16 protein-coding genes and 1 other annotated feature are annotated in these 23,378 nt (G+C 35.3%); of the genes, 15 read left to right on the top strand and 1 reads right to left on the bottom strand.

From position 1 onward, the window contains the following. The first annotated feature begins 619 nt into the window (after window positions 1-619). The 14 genes from ilvE (at window position 620) to yihA (ending at window position 20,818) form a co-directional block, all read left to right on the top strand. Window positions 620-1,525, top strand: coding sequence for a branched-chain-amino-acid transaminase (gene ilvE / locus LC076_RS06775; RefSeq protein WP_226667141.1), 906 nt, complete (start codon window positions 620-622; stop codon window positions 1,523-1,525). 12 nt (window positions 1,526-1,537) lie between these two features. Continuing rightward, window positions 1,538-1,792 (top strand) — a binding site (T-box leader). 113 nt (window positions 1,793-1,905) lie between these two features. After that, on the top strand, window positions 1,906-3,624 hold the full coding sequence (gene ilvB / locus LC076_RS06780) for an acetolactate synthase large subunit (RefSeq protein ID WP_226667143.1): 1,719 nt from the start codon (window positions 1,906-1,908) through the stop codon (window positions 3,622-3,624). After that, window positions 3,621-4,136, top strand: coding sequence for an acetolactate synthase small subunit (ilvN, locus tag LC076_RS06785; protein ID WP_226667147.1), 516 nt, complete (start codon window positions 3,621-3,623; stop codon window positions 4,134-4,136). The genes ilvB and ilvN overlap by 4 nt, the downstream gene beginning before the upstream one ends. Window positions 4,137-4,237: 101 nt before the next feature. After that, window positions 4,238-5,269 carry a ketol-acid reductoisomerase gene (gene ilvC / locus LC076_RS06790; RefSeq protein WP_226667148.1) on the top strand — a complete coding sequence of 344 codons (1,032 nt, stop codon included), beginning with the start codon at window positions 4,238-4,240 and terminating at the stop codon, window positions 5,267-5,269. Further along, on the top strand, window positions 5,256-6,806 hold the full coding sequence (locus LC076_RS06795; RefSeq protein ID WP_226667150.1) for a 2-isopropylmalate synthase: 1,551 nt from the start codon (window positions 5,256-5,258) through the stop codon (window positions 6,804-6,806). Before ilvC ends, LC076_RS06795 begins: the two co-directional genes overlap by 14 nt. A gap of 22 nt (window positions 6,807-6,828) precedes the next feature. Next, entirely contained in the window at window positions 6,829-7,941 is a 1,113-nt protein-coding gene (gene leuB / locus LC076_RS06800; RefSeq protein ID WP_226667151.1) for a 3-isopropylmalate dehydrogenase, read from the top strand. A 156-nt stretch (window positions 7,942-8,097) separates the two neighbouring features. After that, window positions 8,098-9,525, top strand: a complete 1,428-nt coding sequence (gene leuC / locus LC076_RS06805; RefSeq protein WP_226667419.1) for a 3-isopropylmalate dehydratase large subunit — start codon at window positions 8,098-8,100, stop codon at window positions 9,523-9,525. Between the two features lie 164 nt (window positions 9,526-9,689). Continuing rightward, window positions 9,690-10,286, top strand: coding sequence for a 3-isopropylmalate dehydratase small subunit (gene leuD, locus LC076_RS06810; protein ID WP_226667152.1), 597 nt, complete (start codon window positions 9,690-9,692; stop codon window positions 10,284-10,286). A 464-nt stretch (window positions 10,287-10,750) separates the two neighbouring features. Beyond that, window positions 10,751-11,761 (top strand): tetratricopeptide repeat protein, encoded by a 1,011-nt coding sequence (locus LC076_RS06815; protein WP_226667155.1) that lies wholly within the window; start codon window positions 10,751-10,753, stop codon window positions 11,759-11,761. Window positions 11,762-12,031: 270 nt separating this feature from the next. After that, complete coding sequence (gene tig, locus LC076_RS06820) at window positions 12,032-13,321, top strand: trigger factor (RefSeq protein ID WP_226667156.1); 1,290 nt, start codon at window positions 12,032-12,034, stop codon at window positions 13,319-13,321. 607 nt (window positions 13,322-13,928) lie between these two features. Continuing rightward, on the top strand, window positions 13,929-15,194 hold the full coding sequence (gene clpX, locus LC076_RS06825) for an ATP-dependent protease ATP-binding subunit ClpX (protein ID WP_226667157.1): 1,266 nt from the start codon (window positions 13,929-13,931) through the stop codon (window positions 15,192-15,194). A gap of 522 nt (window positions 15,195-15,716) precedes the next feature. Further along, window positions 15,717-17,396 carry an ATP-dependent protease LonB gene (gene lonB, locus LC076_RS06830; protein WP_226667158.1) on the top strand — a complete coding sequence of 560 codons (1,680 nt, stop codon included), beginning with the start codon at window positions 15,717-15,719 and terminating at the stop codon, window positions 17,394-17,396. 516 nt (window positions 17,397-17,912) lie between these two features. Next, complete coding sequence (lon, locus tag LC076_RS06835; RefSeq protein ID WP_226667159.1) at window positions 17,913-20,234, top strand: endopeptidase La; 2,322 nt, start codon at window positions 17,913-17,915, stop codon at window positions 20,232-20,234. Beyond that, entirely contained in the window at window positions 20,234-20,818 is a 585-nt protein-coding gene (gene yihA, locus LC076_RS06840; protein WP_226667160.1) for a ribosome biogenesis GTP-binding protein YihA/YsxC, read from the top strand. The genes lon and yihA overlap by 1 nt, the downstream gene beginning before the upstream one ends. Before the next feature lie 410 nt (window positions 20,819-21,228). Here the strand turns inward: yihA and LC076_RS06845 are convergent, their stop codons facing one another. Beyond that, window positions 21,229-21,720 (bottom strand): LiaI-LiaF-like domain-containing protein, encoded by a 492-nt coding sequence (locus tag LC076_RS06845; protein WP_226667162.1) that lies wholly within the window; start codon window positions 21,718-21,720, stop codon window positions 21,229-21,231. A gap of 289 nt (window positions 21,721-22,009) precedes the next feature. Between LC076_RS06845 and hemA the strand changes: the two genes are divergently transcribed. Next, on the top strand, window positions 22,010-23,368 hold the full coding sequence (gene hemA / locus LC076_RS06850; RefSeq protein ID WP_226667163.1) for a glutamyl-tRNA reductase: 1,359 nt from the start codon (window positions 22,010-22,012) through the stop codon (window positions 23,366-23,368). The last annotated feature ends 10 nt before the right edge of the window (window positions 23,369-23,378 follow it).

The raw sequence follows: 23,378 nt of genomic DNA on the forward strand, positions 1-23,378 counted from the left end.
GTATTCATGAACCGTAAATCCGTTATGTAATTGGGATAAATTCGTGAGTTACAAATTTCACAAAGTAATGTTTGATCTTCAGGGGTCGAGATTTTGGGGATATTAAGAAAAAATAAAGAAACCCATACCATTTGAAAGATTGATACTTCAACAAGAACAAAGTTTTACGAAGTAACAATATTCCCTTGGAAAAATTATATGTGAGATTTACTGCCAAAAACATTTTCATCTAGATTAATTAGCTGTAAGATATGATCAAGATCCTACTATTTATAAGTTTAATACTTACTCCACTAAAAAACTCCAATCAAAACATTCACTCAGATCATCTCCATGTTTGCGGATTTTCAAAATTTCTTAAATTTTTTTAAAATTAAGCTCTTCCAATCATACCAACAATGAAAGCGGATACAGAATAATTAATAAATCTAAATAGTCAAATAATTCTCAAAACACTGTTGACACTTGGATTTATAGAGCGTAATATAAGTTCAAATAAAGTTACACGAACATTTGAAAAAGTGTAGAAAATTCTATACAATTTTTGAAATTTTCTCTTTACAGTCATAATGTTCAGTGATCTAACAGATTCAACTTATGTAAAGAAAGGCGTGCTCTTATGGGTGATCAGTGGATTTTTTTAAACGATGATTTTGTAAAGAAAGAAGATGCAAAAATATCAGTTTATGATCACGGTTTTTTATATGGTGATGGTGTATTTGAAGGAATTAGAGTTTACAGCGGAAATATTTTTCGAATGAAGGAACATATGGATCGATTATATCAATCAGCTAAATCGATTATGTTAACCATTCCATATACACAAGATGAACTAACAGAATTAGTCGTTAAAACTGTTGAAAAAAATGGTTTAAGCGATGCGTATATTCGATTAGTGGTCTCTCGTGGAACTGGAGATTTAGGTTTAGATCCTTATAACTGTAAACGAGCAAATACGGTAATTATCGTTGAGCCACTTTCAATTTTTCCTAAACATCTATATGAAACTGGGATTGACATTGTGACAGTTGCGACAAGGAGAAACAGACCAGATGTTTTAAGTCCAAAGGTCAAGTCTCTAAACTATCTAAACAACGTATTGGTGAAAATTGAAGCACATTTAGCAAATGTTAGTGAAGCATTGATGCTAAATGATCAAGGTTATGTTGCAGAGGGATCTGCTGATAACGTCTTTATTTTTAAAAACGGGAGGTTATTAACACCCCCTGGATATATAGGTGCTCTTGAAGGAATTACACGTAATGCCATTATAGATATTGCAAAAGAGATGGATTACGAAGTAAGTGAAGAGCCATTTACTCGACATGATGTTTATACAGCTGAGGAAGTTTTCTTAACAGGAACAGCAGCAGAGGTTATTGCGGTTGTGAAGGTTGATGGTCGCATAATTGGTGAAGGAAAACCAGGCGATCAAACAAAGATGCTTTTGGAAGCTTTTCGTAAAAAAGTTGTTGAAGAAGGCGTGAAAGTGGAAAATATTCCACAAAATCTTCATGTCAGCTAACAACAAACATATAGGAAAACGATGAAGAGGATAAGTAGTCTTTGGTAAAGTATCTACAGAGAGCCGGTAAAGGTGGAAGCCGGTGATACTCCCATTGGTGAACTCGCCTCTGAGTGTTAACCCGAATCATTAGTAGGGTTGACCGAGTCCCATTCTTCGGTACTCGTTACAAAAGGGAACAGTTTTATCTGTTCGTAAGGTGGTCATGACTTGGCCATGAAGAAGGGTGGTACCGCGAAAAAGTTTATTAACCTTTTTGCCCCTTTGGCACACAATTATTTGTGGAGTCTTATGAGGGGTGGGAAGGTTTTTTATATGCAGTTAATATTTGGAATAACAAAAAACAAAGGCTATAAGAGCCTGCTAAGGGAGGAAAGAAAATGGGTACAAATGTACAGTTGAATAACTCAGCTGCCAAATGTACAAAAATGTCGGGGTCTTTGATGTTAATTGAAGCACTTAAGCAGGAAAAGGTAGAGGTAATTTTCGGATATCCTGGTGGTGCTGTTTTACCTATCTATAATAGTCTTTATGATTCAGGAGTATTTCACGTTTTATCCCGACATGAGCAAGGAAGTATACATGCTGCGGAAGGTTATGCACGCGTTTCTGGTAAGCCTGGTGTTGTTATCGCAACAAGTGGACCAGGTGCAACAAACCTAGTGACTGGCTTAACAGATGCAATGATTGATTCACTACCTTTAGTTGTTTTTACAGGTCAAGTTGCAACATCTGTCATTGGATCAGATGCTTTCCAAGAAGCTGACATACTTGGTATTACAACTCCTATTACAAAACATAACTATCAAGTTCGTGAAGTAAGTGAATTACCTAGAATTATAAAAGAAGCATTTCATATTGCTACTACAGGCAGACCAGGTCCTGTACTAATAGATATTCCTAAAGACATTGCTGTTTTTGAAGGTGAATTTAGCTATGATATGCCTGTTAATCTACCAGGATATCAACCGAATAGTGAACCTAACTATTTGCAAATTCGAAAATTAGTAGAAGCGATAAGTAGAGCAAAAAAACCAGTCATATTAGCTGGTGCTGGTGTTTTACATGCGAATGCATCTGAAGAGCTTAGAAAATTTGCTGAACAACAGCAGATTCCTGTTGCTAACACCCTTTTAGGATTAGGCGGCTTTCCATCTGACCACCCATTATTCTTAGGAATGGCTGGAATGCATGGAACGTATTCATCCAACATGGCACTTTATGACTGTGACTTATTAATCAGTGTAGGCGCAAGGTTTGATGATCGTGTAACAGGAAATTTAGAGCATTTTGCCCAAAAAGCAACTATAGCTCATATTGACATTGATCCTGCTGAAATCGGAAAAAATGTACCAACTGCTATCCCGATTGTAGGCGATGCTAAACTTGCTTTAGAACAATTAATAAAGCAAGACGGAAAACAAGGTGATAATAAAGAATGGAATGAACTTGTTTCTTCTAATAAAAAAGAATTTCCATTGGTTTATAAAGAAAGTGATACAGAGTTAAAGCCACAATATATTTTAGAGCTGATTCACAAATGGACAAATGGCGAAGCGATCGTTACTACTGATGTAGGTCAGCATCAAATGTGGGCAGCACAATATTATAACTTTAAGAACCCTAACAAATGGGTAACATCAGGTGGATTAGGAACGATGGGATTCGGCTTACCTTCTGCAATTGGTGCACAACTAGCTGATAGAGAAACACCGGTAATTGCCATTTTAGGTGATGGTGGATTCCAAATGACTCTGCAAGAATTATCTGTCATCCATGAGTTAAACTTACCAATTAAGATTGTTATTTTAAATAACGAAGCATTGGGAATGGTTAGACAATGGCAAGAATTATTTTACGATGAGCGTTACTCACATTCCAAATTTGTTACACAACCAAATTTCGTAAAAATATCAGAAGCTTATGGAATAACTGGTGTTCGCATTGAAAATAGTGAAGGTTGGGAAGACAAATTAAAGCAAGCCATCACTTCTAATGAACCAGTATTGCTAGACATTCATGTGAGCAAAGATGAAAACGTCTATCCTATGGTTGCTTCTGGCAAAGGGTTACATGAAATGGTAGGTGTGAAGTTATGAAAAGAATTCTCTCATTAACAGTTTTAAATCAAACTGGTGTTTTAAATAGAATTACAGGGTTATTTACGAAAAGACATTACAATATTGAAAGTATCACAGTTGGTCATGCCGAAACAGAAGGTGTGTCAAGAATGACAGTTGTTGTAAATGCCCAAGAGGAAAAAGAAGTTGAACAAATTACGAAACAACTTAATAAACAAATAGATGTTTTAAAAGTAACTGATATTACTGCACAATCAATTGTTTCTAGAGAACTTGCTTTAATAAAAGTAATGTCAACAGCTGCTACAAGAATGGAGCTTCAAGGTCTCATACAACCATTTAGAGCTTCAGTCATTGATGTAAGTCGAGAAAGTGTAGTTGTTCAAGTCACAGGAGAACCTGAAAAAATTGAAGTTCTTATTGATTTATTAAAACCTTATGGCATTAAAGAAATTGCTAGAACAGGTACAACTGCATTTACTAGAGGAACTCAAAGACCAATAAAAGAAGTACCCATTTCAATTGTATAAATAAGTGAGTAATCTTGCCTGAAAAACCAGGTTTAAAGATTCATATATAGCAAAAGATCTACTATTAAACTTAAAAACTTATATTAAGGGAGAGATTATACATGACAACAGTATATTATAACGGAGACGTAAACGAAGCAGCATTACAAGGGAAAAAGGTAGCAATCATTGGTTATGGTTCACAAGGTCATGCACATGCATTAAATTTAAAAGAAAGTGGAGTAGACGTAGTAGTTGGTGTTCGTCAAGGTGGTTCTTTTAATAAAGCAGTTGAAGATGGTCATCATGTTGTTTCAGTAGCTGAAGCTGCAGAACTTGGAGATTTAGTAATGGTATTACTTCCAGATGAGCAACAAGCAAAAGTTTACGAAGCTGAAATTAAGCCAGGTTTAGAAGCTGGTAATTCATTAGTATTTGCTCATGGTTTTAATGTTCATTTCAGCCAAATCGTGCCACCAGCTGATGTTGATGTATTCTTAGTAGCTCCAAAAGGTCCAGGACACTTAGTAAGAAGAACATATGAGCAAGGTGCTGGAGTTCCTGCATTATTCGCTATCTACCAAGATGTTACTGGAAATGCAAAAGATAAAGCATTAGCTTATGCAAAAGGTGTGGGCTCAGCTCGTGCAGGTGTACTTGAAACGACATTTAAAGAAGAAACAGAAACTGATTTATTCGGTGAGCAAGCAGTACTTTGTGGTGGTTTAACTTCATTAGTAAAAGCAGGATTCGAAACATTAGTTGAAGCTGGGTACCAACCAGAAGTTGCCTATTTCGAATGTTTACATGAATTAAAATTAATCGTTGATTTAATGTATGAAGATGGTATGGCTGGAATGAGATATTCAATTTCTGATACTGCACAATGGGGTGACTTTGTTTCAGGACCAAGAGTTGTAGACGGACGTTCTAAAGAAGCAATGAAAGAAGTATTAAAAGATATTCAAAATGGTAAATTTGCTAAAGATTGGATCTTAGAAAACCAAGCAAATCGCCCACAATTCAATGCAATTAATAACAATGAAAATGAACATCAAATCGAAGTTGTTGGTAAAAAACTACGTGCAATGATGCCATTTGTAAAATCTAACCAAAAACAGAAAGAAGCGGTGAGTGTGAGTGCGAAAAATTAACCTATTTGATACAACGCTCCGTGATGGTGAACAATCTCCAGGTGTTAATCTTAATGTAAAAGAAAAACTGGAGATTGCGAAACAGCTAGAAAAACTCGGAATGGACGTTATTGAAGCAGGATTTCCTGCTACATCAAAAGGTGATTTATTAGCCGTTCAAGAAATCGCGAAAACTGTAAAAAATAGTTCTGTAACAGGTCTTGCTCGTTCTGTTAAAGGAGATATTGATGCAGCGTGGGAAGCATTAAAATATGCAGAAGAACCTCGACTTCATGTGTTCTTAGCAACTTCTCCAATTCATAGAGAGTTTAAGCTAAAGAAAACGAAGGAACAAGTCATTCAAACAGCAGTTGAGTCTGTAAAATATGCTGCACAATTATTCCCGATCATTCAATGGTCAGCAGAGGATGCTTGTCGAACAGAATTACCTTACCTAGCTGAAATTGTTGAAAAGGTGATTGAAGCAGGAGCACATGTCATCAATATTCCTGATACAGTGGGCTATATTACACCAAAAGAATACGGAGAGATTTTCACTTATCTACGTGAAAATGTTAAAGGAATTGATTCTATTATTCTATCAGCACACTGCCATGATGATTTAGGTATGGCAGTTGCTAACTCTCTCTCAGCAATTGAGCATGGTGCTGGTCAAATTGAGGGGACAATTAATGGAATTGGTGAAAGAGCAGGTAATGCAGCTTTAGAAGAAGTTGCAGTTGCTCTTCATATTAGAAGTGATTATTATCAAGCAAAAACAGGACTTTATTTGAAAGAAACAAAACGTTCAAGTGATCTTATTAGTAGTTTAACTGGAATGGTGGTTCCTGGAAATAAAGCTGTTGTTGGTAAAAATGCTTTTGCTCATGAATCAGGAATCCATCAAGATGGTGTACTAAAAGAGAAAACAACTTATGAAATTATCTCACCAGACCTTGTAGGAGTATCAACAAATTCAATGGTGATGGGTAAACACTCAGGACGTCATGCGTTTAAAAATAGATTACAAGAACTAGGCTATGAGATCTCTGACGAAGAAGTAAATAAATTATTCATTTCTTTTAAAGAATTAACAGAGAAGAAAAAAGAAATATCTGACGATGATCTTAAAGCATTGTTAATTGAGGAGAAAGTCTCAAGTAAAGAAGCTGCCTACGAATTGAAATCACTACAAGTTCAATATGGAACAGCACAGATTCCTACTGCAACAATCACGTTATTGAATGCTGATAATGAAATAATCCAAGAAGCAGCTACAGGAGCGGGAAGTGTAGAGGCGATCTATAACACATTAGAACGTTGTATTGGTCAGTCAATCAACTTAGTTGATTATCGTATTCAATCGAACAGTGGTGGAAGAGATGCACTTGCACAGGTTTATGTAAAAATGCAAATCGGTGAACATGAAGCAAGTGGTAGAGGAATGGCACATGATGTACTAGAAGCTTCAGCTAAAGCCTATATCAATGCTGTAAATCGTATTTCAATGCTGTCTGAAATACCAAATAAGTTATTAGAAGCAAGTCTACTAAAATAAATTGCTCGGAGGGGGTTAGAACATGAAGAAAAGAATTGCATTATTACCGGGTGATGGAATAGGCAAAGAGGTAGTGGACGTAACCGTTGAAGTATTAAAAACAGTAGCAGAACATTTCCACCATCAATTTCAGTTTGATTATGGACTTATCGGTGGAGATGCTATTGATCAAAAGGGAAATCCATTGCCAGAAGAAACAATCGCTATTTGCAAGCAGGCAGACGCAATTATTCTAGGTGCTGTTGGTGGACCAAAATGGGATCAAAATCCAATGGAGCTCCGTCCAGAACGTGGACTATTAGCACTTAGAAAAGAGCTTGATTTATTCGCGAATCTTCGCCCGATTACAACGTTCGATAGCTTACTAGATTCTTCCCCTTTAAAGAAGGAGTATGTTAATGGAGTAGATTTTGTTATCGTACGAGAACTTACAGGTGGGCTGTATTTTGGAAAGCCAAGTGAGCGCATAACACATGAAGGTCAAGAAGCTGTTGTTGATACACTTCTTTATAAACGCTCTGAAATAGAGAGAATTATTGAATCAGCATTTGAAATTGCTTCAAAACGACGACGAAAACATATTACATCTGTTGATAAAGCAAATGTATTAGAATCTAGTCGTGTTTGGAGAGAAGTAGCTGAGGAGGTAGCAAAACGCTACCCTGAAGTTACACTTGAACATATGTTAGTTGATAATGCAGCAATGCAATTAATACGTTCACCAAAACAGTTTGATGTTATTGTGACTGAAAATATGTTCGGAGATATTTTAAGTGATGAGGCGTCAATGATTACTGGTTCACTTGGTATGTTAGCATCTGCAAGTCTTTCTTCCACCGGATTACATTTATACGAACCAATACATGGTTCAGCTCCTGATATTGCTGGGAAAAACATAGCAAATCCTGTAGCGACTATTCTGTCTGCAGCAATGATGCTTCGCCAATCATTTGGGTTAGAGGAAGAAGCAAAAGCCATTGAAAAAGCTGTTGATAATGTATTGAATTCTGGTACTCGTACAGCAGATCTTGCTCAAGGAAATAAAGCTGCCTCAACAAAACAAATGGCTGAAGAAATTAAAAATGCACTTGCAGATGACCATGCTATATTAAACATTATGGAAGCTTATTCGTAAACGAAGAGGTTAATAGTGGATGATCTGTTATGATTATCCGAAACGATCGTAAGTAATATAGTGTTTTTATAAAACCTATTTTGTATGAGGGGCCTGACACTTACTTAGTCAGCCCCTCATTTTTCAATCAAAGAGGGGGGTTTGAAGACCATGACCGTGAAACCAAGAACAATCATCGAAAAAATTTATGATGAGCATATTGTTCAACAAGAACAAGGAAAGCCAGATCTTATATATATAGATTTACATTTAATCCATGAAGTTACATCACCACAAGCATTTGAAGGATTACGAGAAAAAAACCGTCAAGTAAGAAGACCAGATCGAACGTTTGCGACAATGGATCATAATGTTCCAACTGTTAATCGTTTTGTTATAGAAGACGAGGTGGCCAAAAATCAAATTAGTGCATTAGAGAGAAACTGTAAAGAATTTGGTATTCGCTTAGCAGACTTAACAAGTGAAGATCAAGGAATTGTTCATGTAATAGGGCCAGAGCTTGGGTTAACATTACCTGGAAAAACAATTGTTTGTGGTGATAGTCATACATCTACACATGGAGCATTTGGTTCAATTGCTTTCGGTATCGGAACGAGTGAAGTAGAACATGTGTTAGCTACACAAACATTATGGAGACAGCGTCCAAAAACACTTAATATTCACGTGCCTGGTAAGCTTCAAAAAGGAGTGACAGCAAAGGATGTTATTTTAGCTGTTATTGGAAAATATGGTGTTCGCTTTGGGACAGGATTTATTATTGAGTATACTGGTGAAGTTATAGAGAATCTTTCAATGGATGAGCGTATGACTATATGTAATATGTCAATTGAAGCGGGAGCTAGAGCTGGCTTAATTGCACCTGATGAAACAACATATTCTTATATTAAAGGTAGAAAATATGCACCTAAAGGTGAAGAATTTGATAAAGCAGTAGAGTATTGGCAAACGCTGAAAACTGATGAAGGTGCAGAGTATGATGAAGTTATAACATTAAATGGTGAAGATATAGCTCCTATGGTAACTTGGGGAACAAATCCTGGAATGTCAGTTGGTGTTGATGAGAAAACTCCAGATCTTGCTAGCTTTACTAATGAAGAAGAAGTTGATGAAGCTAAGCGTGCATACAGCTACATGGGACTTGAGCCTAACACTCAAATAGAAAAAATTACAGTTGAGCATGTATTTATTGGATCTTGTACAAATTCACGTATTACAGATTTAAGGCAAGCAACTGAAGTGATCAAAAGTCTAAAAGGATTAAAAGTACCTTCAACAGTTCGTGCAATGGTTGTTCCAGGGTCACAAAAAGTTAAAAAAGCAGCTGAAGAAGAAGGACTTGATATAATTTTTAAGGAAGCTGGCTTTGAATGGCGTGAATCGGGCTGTAGTATGTGTTTAAGTATGAATAATGATGTTGTACCTGATGGAGAGCGCTGTGCCTCAACATCGAATCGGAACTTCGAAGGAAGACAAGGTAAAGGTGCTAGAACTCATTTAGTAAGTCCTGCAATGGCAGCAGCGGCAGCTCTACACGGTAGATTTGTTGATGTTCGTCATATTCAAGAAGGAGCAATGTCATTTTAATTTTAGGCTATGTTAAAGCTTCATGTTGATTTTTAGCACTTGTTAATTGGAGCGAATGCTGTAACGGAAATCAACAACAATGAGGAAAGAGCCTAATTTTGAATAAATTCCTTTTACTAACGAGAATTACGAGAAATTGATTATTGAACTATAGGAGGGGAAAGATGAAACCTTTTACTACACATACAGGTAAAGTCGCTGTATTAAATCGCGCAAATGTGGACACAGATCAAATCATACCTAAGCAATTTTTAAAGCGAATTGAAAAGACAGGATATGGTAGATTCGCCTTTTTTGACTGGAGATACCTTCCAGATGGAAGTGAAAACCCTGATTTTGAATTAAATCACGAAAATAATAAAGGTGCTTCAATTCTGCTTGCTGGTGAAAATTTCGGTTGTGGATCATCTCGTGAGCATGCACCTTGGGCTCTATCAGATTATGGCTTTCAAGTGATTCTAGCACCTTCTTATGCTGATATCTTTCATCAAAACTGTTTAAAAAATGGAATTTTACCTATAGCACTAGATCAATCTGTATTAGATTTGATCCGTCAAAAATCTTTTGTTGAAGGATACGAATTGAAAATTGATTTACAAAAACAAAAGATTTTAGACAATGAGGGTTTATCACAAGATTTTTCGGTTGATCCTTATTGGAAAGATATGCTTTTACACGGTAAAGATGAAATCGATTTAACGTTAAATTACGGCGAAAATATTTCAAAATATGAAGACACTAGAAAAGCAACATTTCTATAAGCGTAAAGTTACTATAATAGAATATATTCATTAATTGTTGAGCTTCTCTTTAAAATGAAGCTCATTTTTTTTGGTTTATGACTCGTTATAGGCATTTGGTTTGCGCTGTGATATACAATAAGCTCAATTCTACTTTCTCTTACTCAATGGAATTTTCTTATTGAATATTGTGTTTTTTGCACACACTATAGTGGGATGGAGCGGAAGACACATGACTTCACCGGGTTTATAAGAAATGTCGTGACCACACAAGAGAAACTCAAAGAGAAGCTTAGGGTGTTTGACATACTCCCCCTGCGCATCTTGTTTCAAGAGCGAAATGGAAAGAACTTGTTAGTAGTAAAAAAGTTGTAAGTAGCATGATTAAAATTAAGTTAAATATACTGTTAGAACTTGCGCTTGTTTTCCAAGTCTTGGATTGATACACTTGTATGCAAACAAAGGTTGCTGGAGTTGACCAACATATGAATGAAAAAAATCGATCAAAGGTTATTCCTTTTCCGAATTTAAAAGAACGATTTTTGGATAAAGGAATGGCCCTATTAAAGGAAAAGAAATACAATGAAGCACTTGGAATGTTTTCAGAGGCGAAAGCATTAAATGAAGACAAGGCAGAAATCTATTTAGGTATGGCCATTTGTTTAATGGAGCTTGGCGAGTTAAGAGAAGCAAAAGACATATGTAAAAAAATGCTTTTAGAGGATATAGGACATTATTTTACTGTATTACAAATCTACTTGACCATCCTTATCCAATTAAGAGAATATCAAGAAGTGCAAAACACAATAGAAGCCGTATTAGAAGAAAATCATCTGCCGGCTGAAAGTGCTGAGCATTTTTATAAATTATTAGAATTCAGTAGGAAGATGACGCAAAACCAAGATGATATCGTTGAGGATTTAGAAGAAGAAAAAGAACAAACGATGTACATAGAAGATCTTCTCGAAGATGTTTCCAAGCAAATGTCCTATGTTGAGTCATTAAGAGATCGAAATATTAATAAGCACTTTTCCTCATTAAAATTATTGTTGGAAAATCCAATGACCCATCCTATGGTTAAAACAATGATTTTACATTTGATGATTGAAAATGAGATTAGCAAAGAAGTAACAGTAACGAAGTTTGGAGAAACAATGAGTGTAAAACCTTCTGAGCTAAATGACATTTCAGATCACCTATTTACAAAAAAAGTACTGAATATTTTAGATGATACACTTGGCATAGAAAATCCAACTCTTTATGAAGCTGTAAAAGAAATATGGATAAGGCATTTATATGTTCTTTATCCTTTTTTACCTCAACCTACCGAAGCAAAACTATGGGCTGCTGCACTTCAAGTGGTTGGTTATGAAATGCATGGAATATCATTAGAAATCGAAGAAATAGCAGTATTATATGAAAAGTCAATTTCTCATCTAGAGGAAGCTTGTCAAAAAATATATCAAATAGAAGAAATTTCTTATATGCAAATATAAGCTAAATGTTGAAAGGTATATATTCTATGTTATAATTAAATGGTTGCAAAATAGTGATCATCGTAAATTAGGTCTTTTTATTGTGGGCAAAATAGGCCATCTTTTTTATTACGAAATCCTGAGCATGGTTAGTATCCGGTTATTGTTTACCGTACATAAAAACAGGTATATGATCTAGGTAGTTTGTTCAAACTGGACAAGGGACAAGCAACCATAAATTACCTATCACTTATTCGCACAATCATTATAGATCTTTGGAGGGAACAACATATGTCAGTAAAATTTGAAAAACTAGAGGGGAACGAAGGCGTTCTTACGGTTGAAGTATCTGCAGAGGACTTCACACAAGCACTTGATGAAGCATTTAAAAAAGTAGTAAAGCAAGTATCTATCCCAGGATTCCGTAAAGGGAAAATCCCACGTGGTATGTTTGAACAACGTTTTGGTGTAGAGTCACTTTACCAAGATGCATTAGATATTATTTTACCTAAAGCATATCCTAATGCAGTAGATGAAGCTGGAATTGATCCTGTAGATCGTCCAGAAATCGATGTTGAGCAAATTGAAAAAGGTAAGAACTTAATTTTCACAGCTAAAGTAACAGTAAAACCTGAAGTGAAATTAGGTGAATATAAAGGTCTAGAAGTTGAGAAAATTGACGATACTGTAACTGATGAAGATATTGAAAACGAACTTAAACAACTTCAAGAGCGCAATGCTGAGTTAGTTGTAAAAGAAGAAGGTTCAATAGAAAACGGTGATACTACTGTTATCGATTTTGACGGATATGTTGATGGTGAAGCATTTGAAGGCGGCGCAGCTGAAAACTATTCATTAGAAATTGGATCAGGATCATTTATTCCTGGTTTTGAAGAACAATTAATTGGTTTAGAAACAGGCGCTGAGAAAGAAGTAGAAGTAACTTTCCCAGAAGAATATCATGCAGAAAATCTTGCAGGTAAGCCAGCCGTATTTAAAGTGAAAATCCATGAAATCAAAACAAAAGAGCTTCCAGCTTTAGATGATGAATTTGCTAAAGATGTTAACGAAGAAGTTGAAACTCTTGAAGAGCTAAAAGCACAAACTAGAGCACGTCTTGAAGAAACGAAAAAGACAGAAGCTGAAAATCAATTACGTGATGCGTTAGTTGAAAAAGCTGCTGCAAGTGTTGAAGTTGACATTCCAAATGCATTAGTTGAAAATGAAATTTCACGTATGATGCAAGAATTTGAACAACGTCTTCAAATGCAGGGAATGAATTTAGAGCTTTACTTCCAATTCTCTGGTCAAGATGAAGAAGCATTAAAAGCACAAATGAAAGATGACGCTGAAAAACGCGTTAAATATAACTTAACTCTTGAAGCGATTGTAAAAGCAGAAAACATCGATGTTTCTGATGAAGATGTAGAAGCAGAAATCGCAAAAATGGCTGAAATGTACAACATGCCTGTTGAAAACGTTAAACAAGCATTAGGTGGATCAGCTGATGGACTTAAGGAAGATTTAAAAGTTCGTAAAGCGATTGACTTCCTTGTAGAAAATAGCAAAGTTGTTGCATAATACAATTATAGAACAAGGCGCGAGTAGATCGTGCCTTGTTTTGTACAAATAAGCAGTGTTATTATGAAGAGATTACTTCTCGTAAAGAGTTCTTTTAAAAGAAATTGTAGCTTACCAAATAGTACAATGAACTATTTTAAAGAGATAAATTATCCTTATAAAGGATCTTTTTGCTTAATACATACATATCTTTATACGAAGTAATTGTCGAACTTTCATTTTAACAAATATGTTTTAATTATATTCCTTTGGGAATGATATAAGAAAGCCATTACATACATAATATGAAGTAACAGGTATCATCGTTTTTATTAAGTGACCTATGTATAAAGTTTTTTTGATTGTTATATAGGCTAGGCTTTCAGCCATAAAAAGAGAAGAACATTAGTAGGAATAATAAAGAGACTGTTGTTCCTTCAGTAATATCTTCATCAATGTAACCTTTTTCAATGACGAGAGTAGTATCACTACCTCTCATTGCTATACTTATGGTAAAATGCAATACATACCTGTTTTACAATTTCTATTTGAGGAACAACTACCTACATGAAAGAAGAATGAAAAGGTAGCTCGGATTGATTGAGATAAAGATATAAGGGGTGAAACAATGTTTAAATTTAACGACGAAAAAGGACAACTAAAATGTTCGTTTTGTGGTAAAACTCAAGATCAGGTTCGAAAATTAGTAGCTGGACCTGGAGTATATATATGTGATGAGTGTATTGAACTTTGCACAGAGATCGTAGAAGAAGAGCTTGGTACAGAAGAAGAAGTAGAATTTAAAGATGTTCCAAAACCAAAGGAAATCAATGATATTCTTGATGAATATGTTATCGGTCAAGATAATGCTAAGAAATCTTTAGCAGTTGCTGTTTACAATCATTATAAAAGAATAAATTCTAATAGCAAAATTGATGATGTTGAGTTATCAAAAAGTAATATCTCTATGATCGGGCCAACTGGTAGTGGTAAAACATTACTTGCTCAAACGTTAGCTCGTATATTAAATGTACCGTTTGCTATTGCAGATGCAACTTCTTTAACTGAAGCAGGTTATGTTGGTGAAGATGTAGAAAACATTTTACTGAAGTTAATTCAAGCTGCTGACTATGATGTTGAAAAAGCTGAAAAAGGTATTATATACATCGATGAAATCGATAAAGTTGCACGTAAATCAGAGAACCCTTCCATCACACGTGATGTTTCAGGTGAAGGGGTTCAGCAAGCTTTATTGAAAATTCTTGAGGGTACTGTTGCAAGTGTTCCACCTCAAGGTGGAAGAAAACATCCACATCAAGAATTTATTCAAATTGATACAACAAACATTTTATTTATCTGTGGTGGAGCATTTGATGGAATTGAACAAATCATCAAACGTCGCCTAGGCAGAAAAGTAATAGGTTTTGGATCTGAGAACAAAAATGCAGATTTAGATAAAAAAGCGCTTCTTTCTCAGGTATTACCTGAAGACTTATTAAAGTTTGGTCTAATTCCAGAGTTTATCGGGCGTTTACCTGTTATTGCAAGCTTAGAACCACTAGATGAAGAGGCTTTAGTTGAAATTTTAACAAAGCCAAAAAATGCTCTAGTTAAGCAATATCAAAAAATGCTTGATTTAGATGGTGTGGAACTAGAATTTGAAGATGGTGCATTATTAGAAATTGCTAAAAAAGCAATTGAGAGAAAAACAGGTGCTCGTGGTCTTCGATCCATCATTGAAGGAATCATGCTTGATATGATGTTCGATTTACCATCAAGAGATGATATTGTTAAGACAATCATCACTGACGAAGCAGTAAAAGGCGAAATGCCACCTAAACTTGTCTTAAATGATGGAACTGTCATTCAAGAAGATAAGAAAACATCTGCTTAAGATGAATACATAAAAAGGAAGCTGAAAATATCAGCTTCCTTTTTTGTGTTTAAATGGAGTGGGAGTTAGGAAATGAAATTTTCAACATTTAACAATTTATGTTAAAACCGATATGAAATTCAGAGTATATCCTTAAATAGAATCCGTAAAAGATGTTTAATCCTTCCATAGCTAGGAGATACTAGCTATAAATAACCGCTTGAATATAATTTTGTACTTGACAAAGTTTCACTTGTCTTTTGTCAGCTTTTGAATTCTTTATCAACTTCATAAACATTTTTATATTTTGAATTGAACACATGAAGTATGAGTCTATTAGATCTTACGTACTGAATTTTTAGGGTTGATAAAAAGAAATGACCTTTTTTGTAACGTAAATTAACCTTTTCTGGAAATTTTCTTTGCTACATAGTTTACGAAAAGAGCCTTTTAAAAGATTTTTTTTATAAGCGAAGTTTTATGTAAAGTTGATTTTTTTATTCACCTTAGCGGTAATTAGACATCTTAGTAGGAGGGACGACAATGAGTTGGACAAGTATTGCTTTGTTTATTCAATTGTTTTTTGGGATTATTATAGGGATGTATTTTTGGAACTTATTAAAAAATCAGCGGACTCAAAAAGTCTCGATCGATCGTGAGTCAAAAAAGGAAATGGAACAGCTGAGAAAGATGAGAGCAATAAAGCTAACAGAACCTTTAGCTGAGAAAGTAAGACCCAATAGTTTTGACGATATTGTTGGGCAACAAGATGGTATACGATCGTTACAAGCAGCCCTATGTAGCGCAAATCCACAGCACGTTATAGTGTATGGACCACCAGGTGTAGGTAAAACGGCTGCTGCCAGACTTGTATTAGAAGAAGCGAAAAGAAATCAACGATCACCATTTAAGAATAATGCTGTTTTTGTGGAGTTAGATGCCACAACTGCAAGATTTGATGAAAGAGGAATTGCTGACCCGCTTATTGGCTCGGTACATGATCCAATTTATCAAGGAGCAGGTGCAATGGGGCAGGCAGGTATTCCTCAACCAAAGCAAGGTGCAGTAACTCATGCACACGGTGGTGTACTATTCATTGATGAAATTGGTGAACTTCATCCTATACAAATGAATAAGCTGTTAAAGGTTTTAGAAGATCGCAAAGTTTTTCTTGAAAGTGCTTATTATAATGAAGAAAACACTCAAATCCCAACACATATTCATGATATTTTTAAAAATGGCTTACCTGCAGATTTTAGGTTGATTGGTGCAACAACAAGAACTCCAAATGAAATTCCACCAGCTATTCGGTCAAGATGTCTAGAAGTATTTTTTAGGGAACTAGAGCAAGATGAACTAAAAATAATTGCAAAAAAAGCGGCTGATAAGGTGGAAATGAATGTATCTGATGAGGGTATTGATTTATTAACATCATATGTACGAAATGGAAGAGAAGTTGTGAACTTAATGCAAATTGCAACAGGTATAGCATTATCAGAAGATCGTGCCAGTATTTCAGTTGAAGATATTGAATGGGTTATCAATTCAAGTCAGCTTACGCCTAGATATGATCGGAAAATAAATGAAAAAGCAAAGGTTGGCTTAGTTAATGGTCTCGCAGTTTATGGACCAAATACAGGAGCGTTGCTTGAAATCGAGGTAACGGTTATCAATGCAGAAAAGGATAAAGGTACAATTAACATTACCGGAATTGTAGAGGAAGAAAGTATCGGTGACCGTTCAAAGTCGATCAGAAGAAAAAGCATGGCAAAAGGTTCAATTGAAAATGTAATAACTGTATTGCGTTCAATGGGAATTAATGCTAGTGATTTTGATATCCATGTTAACTTTCCAGGTGGAACACCGATTGATGGGCCTTCAGCAGGAATTGCAATGGCAACAGGGATCTTTTCTGCCATACATCGAATTGCCATCAATAATAAAGTGGCAATGACAGGAGAAATAAGTATCCATGGAAATGTAAAGCCAATCGGCGGAGTTATTCCTAAAATTAAGGCGGCAAAAAAGGCTGGAGTCGAAACAGTTATCATTCCTCAAGAAAACATGCAATCGATTTTGAAAGAAATTCAAGGAATTAACATTATTCCAGTCACTAATTTACAAGAAGTGTTTGATATCGCACTTGTTAATCCACCAACAGAAAAAGTGGAACCGATTATTCAAAAAAACACTCCAGATTATCCGAAACAGGAATCTGTGTGATGTATGAAAAAAACCTACTCGAGTTTAATAAGAGTAGGTTTTTTGGTTGTTTTTAGTGAAGAATGCTGATAATTAATCGGATTTATCTGCTTTTGCAAATCTCTTAAGATAAATATGAACAGAAAAGTTAAAGGAACACTAAACAAAGTCAAATATAGGATTAAAGAAGTTGAAAAAAATCTGCTGATTAGATGATTATTTTAAAAGGTTCTTTTTTGAAAAATGCTTATCGACACTTTTATCTGTTGTAACTAATGGTTTATCGCATAAAAAGTACAATCTTTAGAAGAAAAGATGCCTTTAGACTTTAGTTGTCTCTAATAGGATTCTTAAAGCAACAATGTTAACGACAAACTGCTTATTTTAAAAATGATTTTTACATTTCCTTTTTCAAATGTGAGGAATAGGGTATACTACGTATGGAATTGATTGAAAAGTTGTTACAAATAGACACTTGAAATAGAATAGGATAGAATTGAACAATAACTAATTAATATGTCATGGAGGTGTAAACGCATGGCGAAATCAACTACTCAAATCGTCCCACTTCTTCCGTTAAGAGGCTTATTAGTCTATCCGACGATGGTATTGCATCTTGATGTAGGGAGAGATAAGTCTGTACAGGCGTTAGAAAAAGCGATGATGGAAGATCATATAATCTTTTTAACGACACAAAAAGAGATTTCGATAGATGAGCCACAAGAAGATGATATCTATGAAATAGGTACATTAACGAAGATTAAGCAAATGCTTAAATTACCTAATGGGACAATCCGAGTTTTAGTAGAAGGAATTGAACGTGGAGAAATAGAGCGTTTTGTCGAAGAAGAGAACCACTATTCTGTAGAAATAACCATGCATAAAGATCCTGAGGAAAAAGGTGTCGAAGAAGAAGCTTTAATGAGAACAATGTTGGAATACTTTGAACAATACATAAAGCTTTCGAAAAAGGTATCTGCAGAAACATATGCAACTGTTTCAGATATTAATGAACCAGGTCGTATGGCAGATATCATTTCTTCTCACTTACCTCTTAAGCTTAAAGAAAAGCAAGAGGTTTTAGAAACACTTGATGTAAAAGAAAGATTGAATAAAGTGATCTCAATTATTCATAATGAAAAAGAAGTTCTTCAGCTTGAAAAAAAGATTGGTCAGCGTGTGAAGCGTTCAATGGAACGAACACAAAAAGAATACTATTTGCGTGAGCAAATGAAAGCTATTCAAAAAGAACTTGGTGAAAAGGAAGGGAAACTTGGAGAAGTTTCTACACTTTCAGAAAAAATTGAAGAAGCTGGGATGCCAGACCATGTAAAAGCGCTTGCTTTAAAAGAGCTTGATCGTTATGAAAAAGTTCCATCAAGCTCTGCTGAAAGTGCGGTAATTCGCAATTATATAGAATGGCTACTTTCCCTACCATGGACTAACGCAACAGAAGACCGTCTTGATGTTAATATTGCAGAGAATATTCTTAATGAAGATCACTATGGGTTAGAAAAAGTAAAAGATCGCGTGATTGAGTATTTAGCTGTTCAACAGCTTACAAATTCACTAAAAGGTCCTATTCTATGTTTAGCAGGACCTCCTGGGGTTGGTAAAACATCTCTAGCACGATCAATTGCGAAATCATTAAATCGTAACTTCGTCAGAATTTCTCTAGGTGGAGTAAGAGATGAATCTGAAATCCGCGGACACCGTCGAACATATGTCGGAGCCATGCCTGGAAGAATTATTCAAGGAATGAAAAAAGCTGGAACCATTAATCCAGTATTCCTTTTAGATGAAATTGATAAAATGTCGAGTGATTTTAGAGGAGATCCTTCTTCAGCATTACTTGAGGTGTTAGATCCTGAACAAAACCATAATTTCAGTGATCACTATATAGAAGAAACATATGATCTTTCAAAAGTGATGTTTATTGCAACAGCCAATAATTTAGCGACAATACCAGGTCCTTTGCGTGATCGAATGGAAATTATTAATATCGCAGGTTACACAGAGCTAGAAAAAGTTCATATAGCGAAAGACCATCTTCTTCCAAGACAATTAGAAGATCATGGACTAAAAAAATCTAATTTACAAATACGCGAAGATGCGATCCAAAGTATGATTCGTTATTTTACAAGAGAAGCAGGAGTTCGAGGGTTAGAGCGTAAATTAGCAGCTGTTTGTCGAAAAGCGGCAAAACTCGTAGTAAAACAAGAGCGAAAGAAGATTGTTGTTACTGACAAAAACATCGAGGACTTTCTTGGTAAAAAACAATTTAGATATGGACAAGCTGAACTTGAAGACCAAATCGGTGTGGCTACAGGATTAGCATATACAACTGTCGGGGGAGACACTTTATCAATAGAAGTGTCAGTTTCACCTGGTAAAGGGAAATTGATTTTGACTGGTAAGCTCGGTGATGTAATGAAAGAATCAGCACAAGCCGCTTTTAGTTATATTCGATCTCGTGCAGAAGAGCTTCATATTGACCGTGATTTTCATGAGAAAAATGATATCCATGTTCATGTTCCAGAAGGTGCGGTTCCAAAAGATGGTCCATCAGCCGGGATAACAATGGCCACAGCTCTTATTTCAGCATTAACAGGTAGACCTGTTCGAAAAGAAGTAGGAATGACAGGGGAAATAACGTTACGTGGAAGAGTTCTTCCAATTGGCGGATTAAAGGAAAAAACGCTAAGCGCACATCGTGCAGGGTTAACAAAAATTATTGCACCAAAGGATAATGAGAAAGATTTAGATGACATTCCTGAAAGTGTACGTAATGAACTAACCTTTGTACTTGTGTCACATTTAGATGAAGTGTTAAAACATGCGTTGGCAGAGGAGAAATAATGAAGGTTACAAGTTCAGAAATTGTTATTAGTGCTGTAAAACCAGCTCAGTATCCGGCTGAAAATATCCCGGAAATTGCATTAGCAGGTCGATCAAATGTTGGGAAATCATCTTTTATCAATAAGATTCTTGCGAGGAAAAATCTTGCTAGAACATCATCTAAACCTGGTAAAACACAAACATTGAATTTTTATATCATAAATGAAATTCTCCATTTTGTTGATGTTCCTGGTTATGGATATGCAAAGGTAAGTAAAACAGAGCGTGAAGCATGGGGGAAAATGATTGAAACCTATATTACGACACGAGAGCAGCTTAGAGCTGTTGTGCTCTTAATAGATGTTCGACATCCACCATCAAAAGATGATGTATTAATGTATCATTTCTTAAAGCAGTATGAGATTCCAACAATCATTGTTGCAACAAAAGCAGATAAAATACCTAAAGGCAAATGGCAAAAACATGCTAAAGTTATTAAAGAAACTCTAGACATGGATAAGTCAGATTCATTTGTATTGTTTTCATCTGAAACTGGTCAAGGTAAAGCTGAGGTTTGGAAAATTATTGAACATTATATTTCATAGAGGTTGGGACATAAGTATTTAAGCTAAAGATAAACCCGAATTATTAGGTGATATGTCAATTAAACATACGCCTAATAGTTCGGGTTTTATTTGCCTTCTTCAATAGTTTTTTTGATTTTTTATACTATTTTTAAGAACTAGAGTGGAATGTAGCGGAAGACACTCGGGCACCTACTTAGAATTGAGGAAAGGCTGAGACCCCACAGGCGCTTCGCGTCGAGGAGGCTCAGCTTCCTCCCCGGCGAATGGAGTGTCTGCAGCGCAATGGAACGAACTTGTTTCTTTCAGCTTAATTGAATTAAGATTTATGCGTCTTTTTGTATGACTCTTTAATTATGTCCCAGCCTCATTTGTATAAAGTGCATGTGTCTAGCTCCAAAATAGGCACATGCACTTTTTCTTATTTTGCACTATCTCTTACGTTTTTTCATTAATAATAAGTAAGCACCAATGAGGATAAATAAAAGTGGCCAATACTTCTCAATAAAAGAGTCAAAATTTTGGATGAATGTAATTGACTCTATTATTTTTTGGAAGAAATGGAGAAACAGGCCAATTGCCAACAAGGTTACTCCTTGAACATAACCAGTTTTCCCTTTTATTGATGTTAAGATTATTCCTAAAGCTAATATAAACAAAAATGCTGCCGGGTGATCTGGCCATGAAGAGAGCTTGTTATAATAGATGAAATGAACTCCAAGTCCTGTTAAAATAACTGCTGGTAAGATTACGGTATAATCTTGAGAGAAATGCCCACTGATGAAGAATGCTAAGCCTAGTAAAATTAATAATATTTGCCAGCTATTTTGGAAATTAAACAAATGGATATTAAAATTTTGGATAGAATAAAAAATACCAATTGCGAAAAGAATGATTGCTGGTAACAAAGTTTGATTTTTCATAGAACACCTCAAGGAAAATGATTAGGTTAAAAATAAGATTAACTGAAATATTGATCCGAGCCATTAGCTTGATTAATACGTTAATTTTTGTTATTGTACTCTTTGAGAAGTATGAGGAATTTGTCTTAGTTTGTAGAAAGTATAATAAGAATGTTCTATCTACAACTTTTAAATAACAAACATATTTTATCATATAGTTTCAAACACTGTTCACATTTTTTAACAGAGTTTAAAGCATAAGATGTTATACTATTAATAGAGATCCTTGTATGTGGGGGTGTAAAAGGGAATGCATATACTTGTTGTCGGGTTAAACTATAAAACTGCCCCTGTTGAAATTCGCGAGAAGCTTAATTTTCAACCAGATGAGCTTGCAGTTGCGATGAAACAGTTAAAGAAGCAAAAAAGTGTACTTGAAAATGTGATTGTTTCTACATGTAATCGAACGGAGCTATATGCTGTAGTTGATCAGCTACACACTGGTCGTTACTATATTAAGGCATTCTTAGCTGATTGGTTCGGTATAGATAAAGATGAGATTACACCATATCTAACGATTTTTGAACAAGATGGTGCACTAGATCACTTATGTAAAGTTGCTTGTGGGTTAGATTCCATGATTCTAGGTGAAACACAAATACTAGGACAGGTAAGATCTAGCTTTTTACTAGCACAAGAACATCAAACAGTCGGTACAATTTTCAACCAATTATTCAAGCAAGTTATTACGTTAGCTAAACGTTCTCACTCAGAAACTGATATAGGAGCAAATGCAGTATCTGTTAGCTATGCAGCTGTTGAGTTAGCAAAGAAAATCTTTGGTGATTTACGTTCTAAGCATGTCTTGATTTTAGGTGCAGGAAAAATGGGCGAGCTAGCTGCTCAAAATTTACATGGTAGCGGTGTTGGAAAAGTAACCGTTATGAATAGGACGTTACAAAAAGCTGAAGAGCTTGCGAATCGTTTTGACGGAAACGCAAAAAGCATGAATGAACTACAATGTGGTTTGATTGAAGCGGACATTCTTATCAGTTCAACAGGAGCAAAGGACTTTGTGATTACAAAGGAAATGGTGACTCATGTTGAGAAAATGAGAAAAGGCAAACCATTATTTATGGTTGATATTGCTGTACCAAGGGATTTAGATCCAAAGTTAGCAGAATTAGATAGTGTTTTCCTTTATGATATTGATGACCTTCAAGGAATTGTTGAAGCAAATCTTCAAGAACGTAAAGTAGCTGCAGAGAAAATAGAGCTAATGATTGAGGAAGAAATTGTTCAATTTAAACAATGGATAAACACATTAGGTGTTGTTCCAGTTATTGCAGCTCTTCGTAATAAAGCACTTAGCGTTCAAGCAGAAACAATGGAAAGCATTGAACGTAAAATGCCAAACTTAACTGATCGTGAAAGAAAAGTGCTGAATAAGCATACGAAAAGCATCATCAATCAATTGCTTAAAGATCCTATTGTGAAAGTAAAGGAACTTTCTGCTGAACCAAACGCTCAAGAATCATTGGAACTTTTCAAAAAGATATTTAACATTGAAGAGGATGTTGAAGAACAAACGGCTAAAGAAAGATTGGAAAAGCAATCATTAAGATCTAATGAGCAGATGATCGATTATCGTGCTTCACTTCAATCGTAAGTGAAAGGAC

Origin of the sequence: Metabacillus litoralis (assembly GCF_020524045.1) — a bacterium.
In the GTDB taxonomy this organism is placed as follows: Bacteria; Bacillota; Bacilli; order Bacillales; family Bacillaceae; genus Metabacillus; species Metabacillus litoralis_C.